General features: G+C 57.7%; 12 protein-coding genes. 9 read left to right on the top strand and 3 right to left on the bottom strand.

The window, feature by feature from the left end:
• Positions 1–420: 420 nt before the first annotated feature.
• Both ppnN and queF read right to left on the bottom strand, forming a co-directional pair.
• Entirely contained in the window at positions 421–1,785 is a 1,365-nt protein-coding gene (gene ppnN, locus FHN83_RS06750; protein WP_039029923.1) for a nucleotide 5'-monophosphate nucleosidase PpnN, read from the bottom strand.
• A gap of 116 nt (positions 1,786–1,901) precedes the next feature.
• Positions 1,902–2,744, bottom strand: a complete 843-nt coding sequence (queF, locus tag FHN83_RS06745) for an NADPH-dependent 7-cyano-7-deazaguanine reductase QueF (protein WP_138370541.1) — start codon at positions 2,742–2,744, stop codon at positions 1,902–1,904.
• A gap of 69 nt (positions 2,745–2,813) precedes the next feature.
• On the opposite strand from queF, the gene syd reads away from it, so the two are divergent.
• The 8 genes from syd to FHN83_RS06700 all read left to right on the top strand — a co-directional run bounded on the left by syd (position 2,814) and on the right by FHN83_RS06700 (position 11,209).
• On the top strand, positions 2,814–3,359 hold the full coding sequence (gene syd / locus FHN83_RS06740; protein WP_138370542.1) for a SecY-interacting protein: 546 nt from the start codon (positions 2,814–2,816) through the stop codon (positions 3,357–3,359).
• A 632-nt stretch (positions 3,360–3,991) separates the two neighbouring features.
• Positions 3,992–4,318: a YqcC family protein gene (locus FHN83_RS06735; protein ID WP_039029926.1), complete on the top strand. Its 327-nt coding sequence runs from the start codon at positions 3,992–3,994 to the stop codon at positions 4,316–4,318.
• Complete coding sequence (gene truC, locus FHN83_RS06730; RefSeq protein WP_138370543.1) at positions 4,315–5,088, top strand: tRNA pseudouridine(65) synthase TruC; 774 nt, start codon at positions 4,315–4,317, stop codon at positions 5,086–5,088. The genes FHN83_RS06735 and truC overlap by 4 nt, the downstream gene beginning before the upstream one ends.
• Positions 5,089–5,112: 24 nt before the next feature.
• On the top strand, positions 5,113–5,562 hold the full coding sequence (locus FHN83_RS06725; protein WP_039029928.1) for a flavodoxin: 450 nt from the start codon (positions 5,113–5,115) through the stop codon (positions 5,560–5,562).
• Positions 5,563–5,921: 359 nt separating this feature from the next.
• Positions 5,922–7,277: an MFS transporter gene (locus tag FHN83_RS06715; protein ID WP_139563533.1), complete on the top strand. Its 1,356-nt coding sequence runs from the start codon at positions 5,922–5,924 to the stop codon at positions 7,275–7,277.
• Positions 7,277–8,617 carry an enolase C-terminal domain-like protein gene (locus FHN83_RS06710; protein WP_039030113.1) on the top strand — a complete coding sequence of 447 codons (1,341 nt, stop codon included), beginning with the start codon at positions 7,277–7,279 and terminating at the stop codon, positions 8,615–8,617. Before FHN83_RS06715 ends, FHN83_RS06710 begins: the two co-directional genes overlap by 1 nt.
• 12 nt (positions 8,618–8,629) lie before the next feature.
• Positions 8,630–9,970 (top strand): glucarate dehydratase, encoded by a 1,341-nt coding sequence (gene gudD, locus FHN83_RS06705; protein WP_176556536.1) that lies wholly within the window; start codon positions 8,630–8,632, stop codon positions 9,968–9,970.
• Between the two features lie 87 nt (positions 9,971–10,057).
• On the top strand, positions 10,058–11,209 hold the full coding sequence (locus FHN83_RS06700; RefSeq protein WP_139563531.1) for a glycerate kinase: 1,152 nt from the start codon (positions 10,058–10,060) through the stop codon (positions 11,207–11,209).
• Between the two features lie 468 nt (positions 11,210–11,677).
• On the opposite strand, the gene barA is transcribed toward FHN83_RS06700, so the two are convergent.
• Positions 11,678–14,434: a two-component sensor histidine kinase BarA gene (barA, locus tag FHN83_RS06690; protein WP_039029932.1), complete on the bottom strand. Its 2,757-nt coding sequence runs from the start codon at positions 14,432–14,434 to the stop codon at positions 11,678–11,680.
• A gap of 57 nt (positions 14,435–14,491) precedes the next feature.
• Between barA and rlmD the strand changes: the two genes are divergently transcribed.
• Complete coding sequence (gene rlmD, locus FHN83_RS06685; protein WP_139563529.1) at positions 14,492–15,790, top strand: 23S rRNA (uracil(1939)-C(5))-methyltransferase RlmD; 1,299 nt, start codon at positions 14,492–14,494, stop codon at positions 15,788–15,790.
• Positions 15,791–15,803: the final 13 nt, after the last annotated feature.

Raw genomic sequence — 15,803 nt, 5'->3', positions numbered from 1 at the left:
GATACATTTTCGTAATGGATCTATCAGTGATCCCGATCTCAAATGCAATAATCTACTTTTGAGGTGGGTATCTTTAGACCATTTATCTGCTAATAAATCATCACGACGAATTTCTGGGCGCGAAGGCTACCATCAACGATATGTGGCGTACCAGACAGCCCTGTAAGATAGGAGGCATACGCTGTAAAAGCGCCTGTTTAGAGCATTTTTTAATGCTTTATGGTGTTTAGGGGTAATTTATCACGCTCTGTAAAACCACGTAATCGTTTGCGTTATGTTATGAAATAACGGAAATATAAGTAACGATGATGTTACAACGCAGGCCATGTTACTGAACGCAATAAAAAAGCCGGGCGGCTATAACCATTCCCGGCGGTCAGGCGAGTGAGAAGGCGTCCGGCAGGCTGCCGGACACAGAGGTTATGCGCAAATCTCGTAGCAGGGGATATAGGCAGTGCCGGGGAGTTTCATACGGTGCTGGGCGACAAAGCCCTGCAGCAGATCGTCCATGCGGCGCATCATTTCGCGGTCGCCATGGATCTTATACGGACCAAACTCTTCAATGGCCTGGATACCCACCTCTTTCACGTTACCCGCCACAATGCCCGAGAAGGCGCGGCGCAGGTCGGCGGCCAGCGTCTCAACAGGCTGATCCGGATACAGTTTCAGGTTTGCCATATTTTCATGGGACGGCTCAAACGGGATCTGTAGATCCGGCGCAATGCGAATTGACCAGTTAAAGCTGTAGGCATCCCCGGTATCGCGGCGGTTCTCTTTAACCAGCGGCATCGCCTTTTTCATCAGGCGAGCCACTTCTGCGGCATCGTCAATGATAATGCGGTAGTGACGACGCGCCGTCTCGCCGAGCGTATGCACGATGAACTCATCCAGCACGCGGAAGTAGTCAGCGCTCTCTTTCGGCCCGGTGAGGATCAGCGGCAGGACCTGATCCTGGTTAGCCGGGTGCATCAGAATGCCCAGCAGATAGAGCAACTCTTCTGCCGTACCCACGCCGCCCGGGAAGATGATAATCCCGTGAGCGATGCGGACAAACGCCTCCAGACGCTTCTCGATGTCCGGCATGATGATCAGTTCGTTAACCAGCGGGTTAGGCGGCTCTGCGGCGATGATCGACGGCTCGGTCATGCCGATGAAGCGCCCCTCTTTGTAGCGCTGCTGCGCATGGCCCACGGCAGCACCTTTCATGGGCGCTTCCATCGCACCCGGGCCGCAGCCTGTGCAGATGTTCAGCTCGCGCAGACCCAGCTGGGTACCCACGCGACGGGCGTAGAGATATTCGGTTTCGTTGATGGAGTGTCCACCCCAGCACACCACCATGCTCGGGGCTTCGCCCACGTGCAGGGCGCGGGCGTTACGCAGAATAGAGAACACCAGGTTAGTGATATGGACCGAGCTCTCCAGGTTCAGATGCTGGAAACGACCGGCGTTACTGATCTGACCATTCACGAACAGGATATCGCGCAGGACGGCAAACAGGTTGGCCTGCAGCGCACGAATAATGCGTCCGTCCACGAAGGCATCTTCAGGTGGATTAATCAGCTCCAGCTTCACGCCGCGTTCGCGACGCAGGACGTTGATATCAAAGCTTTCAAAGCGGGACAGCAACTCTTTGCTGTTGTCAGTGAGGCTACCGGAGTTCAGAACGGCAAGCGAACAGTTGCGAAACAGTTGATAGAGATCGCTGCTGGCCGTGCTCTTGAGCATGTCCACTTCCAGCTGCGACAACATATCCATTGAGCCAAGCGGGCTAATATGTGTAATCAAGTGAGCTCCTTACGGGACGTTTATCGTCTTTCCCTGTTGATTACAATAGCCCTGGCTTATGACGTTTCACAACCTAAAGCGCGGAACAGACCGCGCATATTGTGAATTTATTTATTTTACTGACGCACTAACCGGCCAATCGCCGGAACGAAATCGGTGTTGCTGCGCCACGGATTGATATCCAGCCCGCCGCGTCGGGTATAGCGGGCATAGACGCTCAGCGCCTCTGGCTGGCAGAAATGGAGAATGTCGTTGAAGATGCGCTCAACGCACTGCTCGTGAAACTCGTTATGATTACGGAAAGAGACCAGATAGCGCAGCAGCTTTTCACGGTCGATTTTCGCGCCGCGATACTTAATCTGCACGGAGCCCCAGTCAGGCTGGTGGGTAATCAGGCAGTTGGATTTCAGCAGGTGGCTGACCAGCGTCTCTTCCACCACTTTGCCGCTGGCGGCATTTTCCAGCCAGGCGGCGTCAAACGCGTAGTTGTCGATCTCAATATCCTGATCGTCGATGCAGGTGCCGTGGAAGTGGGCGATGGGCTGACCTTCCAGCTCATCAATCCGGTAGAGCGCCACGGTGACCTTGCCCTGGGCGCAGGCGCTTAAGTCGCGTTCCAGCGTGCGTTGCACCGCTTCCCAACTGTCGAAACGCGTCTGGTTAAAGCTGTTGAGGTAGAGCTTAAAACTTTTAGACTCCACCAGATTCACGCTGGCGTGATCCAGCTCAACGTGACCGACCGCCACCTGCGGCAGCCCGCGGGCGTTCAGCCAGGAGAGTTCATACAGCGTCCAGATATCGCCGCCGTGGAAGGGCAGGGCATCGGCCTTCAGACCCAGCGGATCGCGGTTGAGACTGCGCGGCACGCCCTGTAACAGGCTGGCATCGTAGATGTCGCGGTAGGCTGTGCTTTTGCCCAGCGTCAGGCCCGATAAGGCGTCATGATTTTCGTAAGACATGTTTCGTTGTCACTTTAAAGGTAAACTATGGGGCTGAGTGTATCCTGGCTTATATGAAGAGAGAAACCGGTGGATAAAGAGACTGCTGCTGCGTTAACTGCATTTACCACGCGTTATTGTGACGCATGGCATGAACAGAAAGAGTCATGGCCGCAAAGCGAAGAGCTGTACGGCGTGCCTTCACCCTGCATTATTACCTCTTCCGCAGATAGGGTAACCTGGCAGCCGCAGCCGTTTACCGCTGAGCAGAATGTAAATGCCATTGAACGCGCCATGGACATTGTGGTACAACCAGCGGTCCACGCGTTCTATACCACTCAGTTCGCCGGGGATATGTCTGCTCGCTTTGCTAATGAAGCGCTGACGCTGCTGCAAACCTGGAGTGAAGAGGACCTGCTGCGCGTACAGGAGAATCTGATTGGGCACCTGGTGACCCAGAAGCGTCTGAAGCTATCGCCAACGCTGTTTATCGCCACGCTCGACAGTGAAATGGACGTTATCTCCGTCTGTAATCTCACAGGCAACGTCATTAAAGAGACGCTGGGCACGCAAAAACGTCAGCTCCTCTCCGATTCCCTTGCGGATTTCCTCAATCATCTTCATCCCGTTGTGTAATCCTGAATACTAGTGCGCTTGTGAGAGATCTCTTACAGAGTTTGTGAGAGATCGGCGTCATGACCTGTATGCACACTCTGTTAAGCTTCTATTAAAGGTTAATTTAATCAATAAGTTGAACGATTAAATCCTGTCTTACAGATAAGCCGACTCTTTAATCTGGCTTACGCACTGCCTTGTAAGACGAAGCGGAATAAGGGATTCTATGTCCGTCGACAGGAAGCCGACACAAGAGACGAACATCAGGATGATGACGTTTCTTATCAAGGACACGTCAGGAAGGCGTTACAGGGAAGGCTTCAGGAAGAAGCAAGAGGATAACGCAGGACGCGTTGAAGGACACCTCCAGGACGGAGAATGAGAGCCGGTAAGGATGTCCGGTGGGTCAGGAAGGCCAGGACGTTTCAGGATGAAGCAGTCACATCAGGACGATGTGCGCAGGATGCAGCGGTCAAGGGAAGACCAGACCTTCGGGTCAGAGGAAAAGTTGTCACGGATGAGCAGGGAGCACCAAAAGTAGCTGGATTGCTGCGAAACGAACCGGGAGCACTGTGTAAACAGTGCTCCCTTTTTTTATTTCTGCGTGCTCTTTGCTATGCTGCGCGTCGTTCACATTTTCAGTTGAGGTTTTCATGACCCATCACGACAACGTGCGCGCGCAACTGCACGCTATCGAAGCTTTACTGCGCGAGCATCAGCTGTGGCAGGAGACGGCGCCGCAGCCTGACGCGTTTGAAAGTACGCAACCTTTCTGCATGGATACCCTGGAGCCGTTTGAGTGGCTGCAATGGGTGCTCATCCCCCGCATGCACGCCCTGCTGGATAGCGGTCATCCGCTGCCCCAGAGCTTTGCCGTGGCGCCCTATTATGAAATGGCGCTGGACGCCGCCCATCCTTCTCGTGACGCGGTGCTCACAGCACTGCTGGCGCTGGATACGCTCTTTGGCGACGACGCATGATCGAGATCCTCTATCAGGATGAGTGGCTGGTGGCCGTCAATAAACCTTCGGGCTGGCTGGTACACCGCAGCTGGCTGGATCGGGATGAGAAAGTCGTCGTCATGCAGACGGTGCGCGACCAGATCGGTCAGCATGTCTTTACGGCACATCGTCTCGACAGACCGACTTCCGGCGTTCTGCTGATGGGGCTCTCCAGTGAAGCCGGACGACGTCTGTCGCAGCAGTTCGAGCAGCATCAGATCCAGAAGCGCTACCACGCGATTGTCCGCGGCTGGCTCACAGAAGCCGCAACCCTCGATTATCCCCTGACGGAAGAGCTGGATAAAATCGCCGATAAGTATGCCCGCGACGACAAGGGCCCGCAGCCGGCGGTGACTGACTATCGCGGGATGGCGACCACTGAAATGCCGGTTGCCACCAGTAAGTTTCCCACCACGCGCTATAGTCTGATCGAACTCGAGCCGAAAACCGGGCGTAAGCACCAGCTGCGACGCCATCTGGCGCATCTGCGCCACCCGATCATCGGCGACAGCAAGCACGGCGATCTACGCCAGAACCGCAGCGCAGCGGAGCATTTTGGCTGCAACCGGCTGATGTTACACGCCAGCCAGCTGCAGCTTATCCATCCCTTTACCGGTGAGCCGCTGACGATCCGGGCCGGGCTGGACGAGGTGTGGATGCAGGCGCTGTCACAGTTTGGATGGCGCGGACAACTCCCCGAAAATGAAAGGGTTGAGTTTGACGTTGCCAGCGTTCAGGATGATCGTTAATTGCGTCTAATCAGGGAGTAAAACATGGCGGTAATCGGAATTTTTGTCGGCACGATGTACGGCAATTCGCTGCTGGTGGCTGAAGAGGCCGAAGCGATTCTCGCGGGAATGGGCCATAAAGCCACGGTCTATGAAGATCCCGATCTGGCCGACTGGGAAAAATATCAGGGTCAGTATGCGCTGGTGGTCACCTCGACAACCGGGCAGGGCGATCTGCCGGACAGCATCGTTCCGCTGTTTCAGGGGATCAAGGATAAGCTGGGTTACCAGCCGGAAATGCGCTACGGCATTATTGCGCTCGGTGACAGCACGTACGCGAACTTCTGCGGCGGCGGTAAGCAGTTCGATGCGCTATTGCAGGAGCAAAGCGCGCAGCGCGTCGGTGAGATGCTGATGATTGATGCCTCTGAACATCCCGAGCCGGAGAGCGAATCCAATCCCTGGGTTGAACACTGGGGCACGCTTCTCGGCTAAATCCTTTCCCTCCCGGCCGCGGGAGGGCATTCCACCGCGTCAAGCGACCTGATTCACACTCTTCTCTTTCTCTTCTGCTGTTTTCTCACTCAGCCACGTTTCCGTGAACTACCTTCCATTGAGTTAGGCTTTTGCCACAAACAACCGCACAGGATGGTCCCAATGTTGTGGCGTTGCACGGTGAGGGCTACCTGGATCCTTTCTTATACTTTTTTCGCCAGTTAATAAAAATGCAGTCAGTAAGGCGAAACGACCTCACGTTTGAACTGCAAAAAACACATACACGTCATTCTGATTACCCTACGGTTGAGCTGTTCAGAATGAACGTAGCGAAAACGCTATGATTCAGGAGTGCAAGAATGAGTTCATTAAGCCAAGCGGCGAGCAGCGCTGAAAAGCGTACCAATGCCCGCTACTGGATAGTGGTGATGCTGTTTATCGTCACATCCTTCAACTATGGCGACCGCGCCACGCTGTCGATTGCCGGTTCAGAGATGGCAAAAGATATCGGTCTGGATCCGGTCGGTATGGGGTATGTTTTCTCTGCATTTTCATGGGCCTATGTTATTGGCCAAATCCCCGGCGGTTGGCTGCTTGACCGCTTCGGCTCTAAACGTGTCTACTTCTGGTCCATCTTCATCTGGTCCCTGTTCACCCTGTTACAGGGCTTTGTCGATATCTTCAACGGCTTTGGCATTATCGTCGCGCTCTTTACTCTGCGCTTCCTGGTGGGTCTGGCAGAAGCGCCATCCTTCCCGGGCAACAGCCGCATAGTGGCGGCCTGGTTCCCGGCCCAGGAGAGGGGAACGGCGGTCTCCATTTTTAACTCCGCGCAATACTTCGCCACCGTCATCTTCGCCCCAATCATGGGCTGGCTGACTCACGAGGTGGGCTGGTCACACGTGTTCTTCTTCATGGGCGGTCTGGGTATTCTGATCAGCTTTGTCTGGCTGAAAGTGATCCACGAGCCGAACCAGCATCCGGGCGTAAACCAGAAAGAGCTGGACTACATCGCCGAAGGCGGCGCGCTGATCAACATGGATCAGGCGAAAAACAAAGAGAAAGTGCCGTGCAGCCAGAAATGGGGCCAGATCAAACAGCTGGTGGGCTCCCGCATGATGGTGGGGATTTACCTCGGCCAGTACTGCATCAACGCCTTAACCTACTTCTTTATTACCTGGTTCCCGGTCTATCTGGTGCAGGCACGCGGCATGTCGATTCTGAAAGCCGGGTTTGTGGCCTCTGTTCCGGCGATCTGCGGCTTTGTCGGCGGCGTGCTGGGCGGGGTAATTTCCGACTGGCTGATGCGTCGCACGGGTTCCCTGAATATCGCCCGTAAAACGCCAATCGTGCTGGGGATGCTGCTCTCCATGTCGATGGTGGTGTGTAACTACGTTGACGCCGAGTGGATGATTATCGGCTTTATGGCGATGGCGTTCTTCGGTAAAGGTATCGGTGCGCTGGGCTGGGCGGTGATGGCAGATACCGCGCCGAAAGAGATCAGCGGCCTGAGCGGTGGTCTGTTCAATATGTTCGGCAACATCTCCGGGATCGTCACCCCGATTGCCATCGGCTACATCGTCGGCACTACCGGCTCGTTCAACGGGGCGCTGATTTACGTCGGGATCCATGCCCTGGTAGCGGTGCTGAGCTACCTGGTGCTGGTGGGTGATATCAAACGTATCGAGCTGAAACCTGTTGCGGAGCGTTCATGATGAGTATGCAATCCAGCCCTATCGTCACTGAAATGAAGGTTATTCCGGTCGCCGGCCAGGACAGCATGCTGCTGAACATCGGCGGCGCACATAACGCCTGGTTTACCCGCAACATCGTGGTGCTGACCGATAACGCCGGGAATACCGGCGTAGGGGAAGCCCCCGGCGGCGAGGTGATCTACCAGACGCTGGTGGATGCCATCCCGCAGGTGGTCGGTCAGGAGGTGGCGCGGCTGAACAAAGTGGTACAGCGCGTGCACAAGGGCAACCAGTCTGCCGACTTCGATACCTTCGGCAAAGGCGCCTGGACATTTGAACTGCGGGTCAATGCGGTGGCGGCGCTGGAAGCGGCGCTGCTGGATCTTCTCGGCAAAGCGCTGAACGTGCCGGTATGTGAACTGCTGGGTCCCGGTAAACAGCGCGATGCGGTCACCGTGCTGGGCTACCTCTTCTACCTGGGGGATCGCAACAAAACCGATCTGCCTTATCTGGAGCGTTCACCGGGCAACCACGAGTGGTATCACCTGCGCCATCAGGAGGCGCTCACCAGCGAGGCGGTGGTCCGCCTGGCGGAAGCGGCGCAGGATCGCTACGGCTTTAAAGATTTCAAACTGAAAGGCGGCGTACTGCCGGGCGAGCAGGAGATCGACAGCGCCCGCGCCCTGAAAAAACGCTTCCCGGATGCCCGCATCACCGTGGACCCCAACGGCGCGTGGCTGCTGGATGAAGCCATCGCCCTGTGCAAAGGCCTGGGCGATGTGCTGACCTACGCCGAAGATCCCTGTGGCGCTGAGCAGGGCTTCTCCGGCCGTGAGGTGATGGCAGAGTTCCGCCGCGCCACGGGCCTGCCGGTGGCAACCAACATGATTGCCACCAACTGGCGCGAGATGGGCCATGCGGTGATGCTGAACTCGGTGGATATTCCGCTGGCGGATCCGCACTTCTGGACCCTTTCCGGCGCGGTACGCGTGGCGCAGCTGTGCGATGACTGGGGCTTAACCTGGGGTTGCCACTCCAACAACCACTTTGATATTTCGCTGGCGATGTTTACCCACGTCGGTGCCGCCGCTCCGGGCACGCCGACGGCTATCGACACCCACTGGATCTGGCAGGAAGGCGAAGCGCGCCTGACCAAAAATCCACTCGAAATTAAAAACGGCAAGATTGCCGTTCCTGACGCACCGGGGCTTGGCGTGGAGCTTGACTGGGATCAGATCCACAAAGCGCATGAGGCGTATAAGAAACTGCCTGGCGGCGCACGTAATGATGCAGGCCCGATGCAGTACCTTATCCCCGGCTGGACCTTTGACCGTAAACGCCCTGCGTTCGGTCGCCACTGATTAAAGGATTGAATTATGAGCACTTTTACTACGCCTGTTGTCACCTCCATGCAGATCGTTCCGGTTGCCGGTTATGACAGCATGCTGATGAACCTGAGCGGCGCCCATGCCCCGTTCTTCACCCGTAATATTGTGATTATCAAAGACAACTCCGGTCATACCGGCGTGGGTGAAATCCCGGGTGGCGAGAAGATCCGTAAAACGCTGGAAGATGCGATCCCGCTGGTCGTCGGCAAAACGCTGGGCGCGTACAAAAACGTCCTCAATGCGGTACGTAACGAATTTGCCGACCGTGACGCGGGCGGACGCGGGCTGCAGACGTTTGACCTGCGCACTACCATTCACGTGGTCACCGGTATTGAAGCGGCGATGCTCGACCTGCTGGGCCAGCACCTGGGGGTGAACGTCGCCTCGCTGCTGGGTGACGGGCAGCAGCGCTCTAAAGTCGAGATGCTGGGTTACCTCTTCTTCGTGGGCAACCGCAAGCTGACGCCGCTGCCGTACCAGAGCCAGCCGGATGAGCAGTGCGACTGGTATCGCCTGCGCCACGAAGAGGCGATGACCCCGGATGCGGTTGTCCGCCTGGCGGAAGCGGCTTACGAGAAGTACGGCTTCAACGATTTCAAACTAAAGGGCGGCGTGCTGGCCGGTGACGAGGAAGCCGAATCGATCATCGCGCTGGCGAAACGCTTCCCGCAGGCGCGCGTTACCCTCGATCCTAACGGGGCATGGTCGCTCGATGAAGCGATCCGCATCGGTAAACGCCTGAAGGGGGTTCTGGCCTACGCGGAAGATCCGTGCGGGGCTGAGCAGGGCTTCTCCGGCCGCGAAGTGATGGCTGAGTTCCGCCGCGCCACCGGCCTGCCGACCGCAACCAATATGATCGCCACCGACTGGCGTCAGATGGGGCACACCCTGTCGCTGCAGTCGGTGGACATTCCGCTGGCGGATCCGCACTTCTGGACCATGCAGGGCTCGGTGCGCGTGGCGCAGATGTGCCACGAGTTCGGCCTGACCTGGGGCTCGCACTCCAACAACCACTTTGATATCTCGCTGGCGATGTTCACCCACGTGGCTGCCGCCGCGCCGGGCAACATCACTGCCATCGACACCCACTGGATCTGGCAGGAGGGCAACCAGCGCCTGACCAAAGAGCCGTTCGAAATCAAAGGCGGTATGGTGCAGGTGCCGACCACGCCGGGTCTGGGCGTTGAGCTGGATATGGATCGGGTGATGAAGGCGCACGAGCTCTATCTGCAGCACGGCCTGGGCGCGCGCGACGACGCGATGGCGATGCAGTACCTGATCCCGGAGTGGACCTTCAACAACAAACGCCCTTGCATGGTGCGTTAAGTCCGGTGCCGGTTCCTGCGGGAGTCGGCATTTTCTCTTGCGTGACGGGTGTATGCTTATGGTAGTCAACATGCGTAAGGACGGCTTATGAAAATAGTTATCGCACCGGACTCCTACAAAGAGAGCCTAAGTGCTCTGGCAGTGGCGACGGCGATAGAGCAAGGATTTTGCGAGATTTTCCCGACAGCGGAGTACGTGAAACTGCCGGTTGCCGATGGTGGCGAGGGCACCGTGGAAGCGATGGTCGCCGCCACTCAGGGTGACATTATTCAGGTGCGGGTAACGGGGCCGCTCGGCGAGCATGTTGACGGTTTTTATGGCCGCTCCGGCGATGGCAAAAGCGCATTTATCGAGATGGCGGCGGCCAGCGGTCTTGAACTGGTCCCTCCGGCCCAGCGTAATCCGCTGAAAACCACCTCCTGGGGAACCGGGGAGCTGATCCGTCATGCGCTGGATGCGGGCGTAAAACATATCATCATCGGCATTGGCGGCAGCGCCACCAACGATGGCGGCGCAGGGATGGTGCAGGCGCTTGGCGCGAAGCTGCTGGATGAACAGGGTCACGCCCTCGGCGCGGGCGGCGGCGAGCTGGAGAAGCTGGCGTGTATCGACATCAGCGGCCTGGATAAACGGCTGGCGGAGTGCCGCATTGAAGTGGCCTGCGACGTCACCAATCCGCTGACCGGCGACAACGGCGCCACCGCGGTATTTGGTCCGCAGAAGGGGGCAACCCCGGAGATGATCGTTCGTCTCGATCGTGCGCTGACGCAGTATGCCCGGATCATCGCCCGCGACCTGGACGTTGACGTGCTCGACCTGGCCGGCGGCGGTGCCGCGGGCGGTATGGGGGCAGCGTTGTATGCCTTTTGCGGCGCGCAGCTGCGCCAGGGCATTGAAATTGTGACCGATGCACTCAACCTCGACAGCCAGGTGGCCGACGCCGATCTGGTGATCACCGGCGAAGGGCGGATCGACAGCCAGACTATTCATGGCAAAGTACCGGTGGGCGTGGCGAAGATTGCCAAACGCCACAATAAACCGGTGATTGGCCTCGCGGGCAGCCTGACGGCGGATGTCGGCGTGGTGCATGAACACGGCATCGACGCGGTGTTCAGCGTGATTTACACCGTCTGCACGCTGGAGGAGGCGCTGGAAAACGCCGAGGAGAATGTGCGGATGGCGGCGAGGAATATTGCGGCCGTACTGAAGGTGGGGATGGGGACAGGTCAGAAGGGCTAAGAGGTCTCAGAGATTTTTTATCTTTAAAGCGAAAGATTTTTTTAGAAAAAAATTAATTAATTACAGCGATGACAAGGTCCGGCTGAAAATCGCCGAAGCGTTTCCGTAAGGCCGGGGCGAGGCGCATGGACGCGCCGAGAGGGCATAGCCTGCATGGATGCAGGCTGGTGCCCGACCCGAAAGCCTGAAGGAATAAGCTGAGGACAAAATTGCCGGGAGCAATTTTGGACAGCGCTTGCGCTGGCCCCGAAGGGGTGAGCCCCAGGGATGGGGCGAACAATCCGCGAAGCGGCGATTTTCTTGCCGGTAGCCCGGGTCGCCAGGGCGGTGGCGATTGAGCCGCCCTGGCACGTTCACCGGTTCCGTTGTAACAGAGAAGCACGACTCTGGAAGTGAACGGAACAGCCACCGGTGCGGCATATTCTCCCTCACCCCAACCCTCTCCCTCAGTGAGAGGGGGTCGCTTTACTATCCCAGCACCTTCATCGCTTCCCGCGTAACGTTATCCATCTCATCCAGCAGCTCCAGGAACTCCGGTTCCAGCTCGCTCTCCGGCGTGCCGGAACGTAACTGCTGTTCCAGCAGCTGACAGAGATTCTTCAGGCGCGGCACCCCGCTGTACCCGCAGCTGCCGTGCAGCTTATGGATCGCTCCGAGCAGGTCTTCCGGATCTTCACCTACCAGCTGCTCTTCCACCTTATTGCGGATCTCCGGCAGGAAGGCCACCAGCATCTGCAGCATCTCCCGCGCCAGATCGTTTTTACCCGCAGCCTGACGCAGCGCCAGCTGCCAGTCGAGGGTTGCACTGCTGTTAACCACTATCGCCGGGGGCTCCGGCGGGGCTATCCGGTTGCCCGTGGCGGGGCCGGGTTTGTAGCGCAACAGCAGGCTGCGCAGCTTCTCTTCTTCGATCGGCTTCGCCAGATAGTCGTTCATCCCGGCGCTCAGCAGCTTCTCTTTTTGACCCGCCATCGCATGCGCCGTTACGGCGATAACCGGCGTTTGCAGGTGATGAGGAAGCTGGCGAATCAGTTCACAGGCGCGGATGCCGTCCATGCCGGGCATCTGAATATCCATCATGATCAGGTCAAACGGCATCTCCTTCGCCCGCTCCACGGACTGCAGGCCGCTCTCGCACAGTTCGACATGCTGTACCTGATCCTCCAGCAGCGCGCCAATCAGCTTCAGGTTGGCGGGGTTATCATCCACCGCCATCACGGTCATCGGCAGTTTGCTCTCATCGCTGATCGCAGGCGCGGCGTGATGGTTCAGGCGGCAGTACTCGGTCAGGGTCGGCAGCAGGCGGGTGGCGGTCAGCGGTTTCAGCAGACAGGCGGCCGCTCCGTCATGCTTAAGCTCCTCGGCGTTAATCTGCGCATGGCACGGCAGGGCCAGCAGCAGGTAATCGGTCATCGAGGCCGCTTTCGCCAGCCGCTCCTGCTGCATGCTCAGCTCGCCGGTAAAGGTCACCGGGATCCCCATCAGCAGAATGTCGTAATGGTCAACCGGCAGCGCGGAGAACCCCGGACTGTAAACCACCTCCAGCGGAGTGGTGCTCAGCACATCGAGGGTGCTTTGCGCGGCGGCGGTATTGGGCTCCACGTACGCCAGCCGTTTACCCTGCAGGCAATCCATGGCCAGGCGATCGGTCAGGACATTCGGGTTCAGGTCAAGATTGATATGGAACCAGAAGGTTGAACCCCGGTTAGGCTGGCTGTGGAAGGAGATATCACCCCCCATCTCGTTAACCAGCTTCTGGGTGATCACCAGCCCCAGCCCGGTGCCGCCGTGGCGACGGGAGATGCTGGCATCGGCCTGACGGAAGGCCTGGAACAGCCGGGACTGATCCCGCTCAGGAATACCGATCCCGGTGTCGCGGATCTGCACCTCAATCTGCACCTTGGTATTACTGATGGCGCGCTTTTCAACCAGCACGTCGATGTTACCGCTCTCGGTGAATTTAATGGCGTTACCCACCAGGTTGGTGATCACCTGCTGCAGGCGCAGCGGATCGCCAATCACGTTGTCCGGCACGTCGTTTTTAATGTTCAGCGTCAGCTCCAGCCCTTTATCGTGAGAGGAGTGCGCCAGCAGGGTGACCACTTCATCCAGGGTGTTGCGCAGCGGGAACGGAATGCTCTCGAGGATCAGTTTGCCCGCCTCGAGCTTGGAGAAGTCCAGCACGTCGTTGATGATCGCCAGCAGGTTATTAGCCGAACGCTCGATGGTATGCAGGTGGTCGCGCTGGGTCGGGTTGAGCTCGGTTTTCAGGGTCAGGCGGGTAAAGCCGATTACCCCATTAAGCGGGGTGCGCAGCTCGTGGGACATGTTCGCCAGGAACTCTGACTTAATGCGGGCCGCCTCCTGGGCGCGTTTTTTCGCCAGATCCAGCTCGACGTTCTGGATCTCCATCTGCTCCAGGGTTTCCCGCAGGTCGGAGGTGGCCTGATCGACGTTATGCTGCATCTCCTCGTGGTACGCCGCCAGCGACATCGCCATCGAGTTGATGCCATTTTTCAGCATATCCAGCTCGCCGAGCATAAAGCCTTCGACGCGGCTGTCGAGCTGGCCCCGGCGGATGCGGTCGACGGTATTCACCATGTTGCGGATAGGGCTGGTTACATCGCGCATCAGACGCCAGCCGAAGATCAGCGCGATGCCGATACAAAACAGCATCATCACCGTGGAGATAAAGATCTCCCGGTACTGCTGCAGCCGCACGGACTTGAGATCCAGCTCCAGGGCCACATATCCCAGCAGGTTGTTATTGGGCTTGGCGTCCGACGCGGGTGATTCATCCGGTGAATAGCTTTCCGAGATAATCGGCGTGCGCAGGATCATTTTTTCGCCCTGGCGGATCACGCTCAGCCGCTTGGGAAACGCGGAACCGTCCGGCAGCTTCAGGGTATCCGGGTCAAGCTGGATGTTGGAGGTGACGAACAGGCGATTATTTTGGTCATACACCGAGATAGCCCGCACAATCTCTGAATGACGGCGATGCAGAATGCTGATGAGCTGGCCTATTGGCTCGCGATTTTGCAGGTTCATGCCGTATTCGCTGGAGACTGCCAGCGGCTCAATAATGCTGGCCCCTGCGTCCTCGAGCTGGCGCTGCAGGTCGTTATAACGGTGCACCACGAAGAAGGTACTCAGCAGTAAACCAATGAGTACGGTAGGGGCGAGGATCAAAATCATCATGCGCGCACGCAGGCTGTAGTTGGTCATGGAGTTCCGTTATGGGACAATTAGAGTCAATATGTTCATTTGAGAAAATTCCCGGCGATGGCGCAATTCTACTCTGCAAAGCGACGCGTGACGACGCGTCAGATCATAACTGTTGAAGTGACAGACCTCGATCCGTTCGGACAGGGGGTGGCGCGCCATGAGGGTAAGACCGTGTTTATCCCCGGACTGCTGCCCCAGGAGCGTGCGGAAATCACCCTGACGGAAGAGAAACGTCAGTACGCACGCGGGCAGGTAAAGCGTCGTCTTAATGATAGCCCGGAACGCGAAACGCCACGCTGTCCGCACTTCGGCGTGTGCGGCGGCTGCCAACAGCAGCACGCCAGCGTTGCGCTCCAGGAGCGCAGCAAAAGCAATGCCCTGGCGCGCTTGCTAAAGCACGACGTCGATGAAGTCATCGCCGATAAGCCCTGGGGCTACCGCCGCCGGGCGCGTCTGAGCCTGAACTGGCAGCCGAAAACCGCGCGTCTGGAGATGGGCTTTCGCAAGGCTAACTCCAGCGACATCGTGGACGTAAAACAGTGCCCCATTCTGGTGCCCCGTCTTGAGGCATTGCTGCCAGAAGTGCGCAAATGCCTCTCTGAACTGCAGGGTGCTCGCCATCTCGGGCACGTTGAGCTGGTGCTGGCCAACAGCGGTCCGCTGATGGTTCTGCGCCATACGGCGCCGCTGTCGGCCCAGGATCGTGAAAAACTGGAACGCTTTTCGCATTCCCTTGACCTTGCGCTTTATCTCGCTCCGCAAAGCGAGATACTTGAGCAACTGAGCGGTGAAACGCCCTGGTATGATTCAGACGGGCTACGCTTAACGTTCAGTCCGCGCGATTTTATTCAGGTCAATGACGGTGTAAATCAGCAGATGGTGGCGACCACGCTGGCGTGGCTGGATATTCAGCCAGAAGACCGGGTGCTCGACCTGTTCTGCGGGATGGGCAACTTTACCCTGCCGCTGGCAAAACGGGCGCACAGCGTCGTGGGCGTAGAGGGCGTGGCGGCGCTGGTGGAAAAGGGGCGCGACAACGCTGTTCACAATGCGCTGCAAAACGTGACATTTTTTCATGAGAATCTGGAAGAGGATGTCACCAGGCAGCCCTGGGCGGCGCACGGTTTCGATAAAATCCTGCTGGACCCGGCACGCGCGGGCGCGCCAGGCGTGATGCAGCATATTATTAAACTCGCTCCCAAACGCGTGGTCTATGTTTCCTGTAATCCGGCGACGCTTGCCCGGGATAGCGAGACGTTACTCGCGGCGGGTTACCAGATTCAGCGTCTGGCAATGCTTGATATGTTCCCGCACACTGGACATCTGGAATCAATGGCGTTGTTTGAACACAACTGATGAGTTTCGGCTT

The sequence above is a fragment of the Leclercia adecarboxylata genome (assembly GCF_006171285.1).
In the GTDB taxonomy this organism is placed as follows: domain Bacteria; phylum Pseudomonadota; class Gammaproteobacteria; order Enterobacterales; family Enterobacteriaceae; genus Enterobacter; species Enterobacter barmai.
The sequence above is the reverse complement of the archived record's forward strand: the minus strand, read 5'-3'. Positions and strand labels throughout refer to the sequence as shown.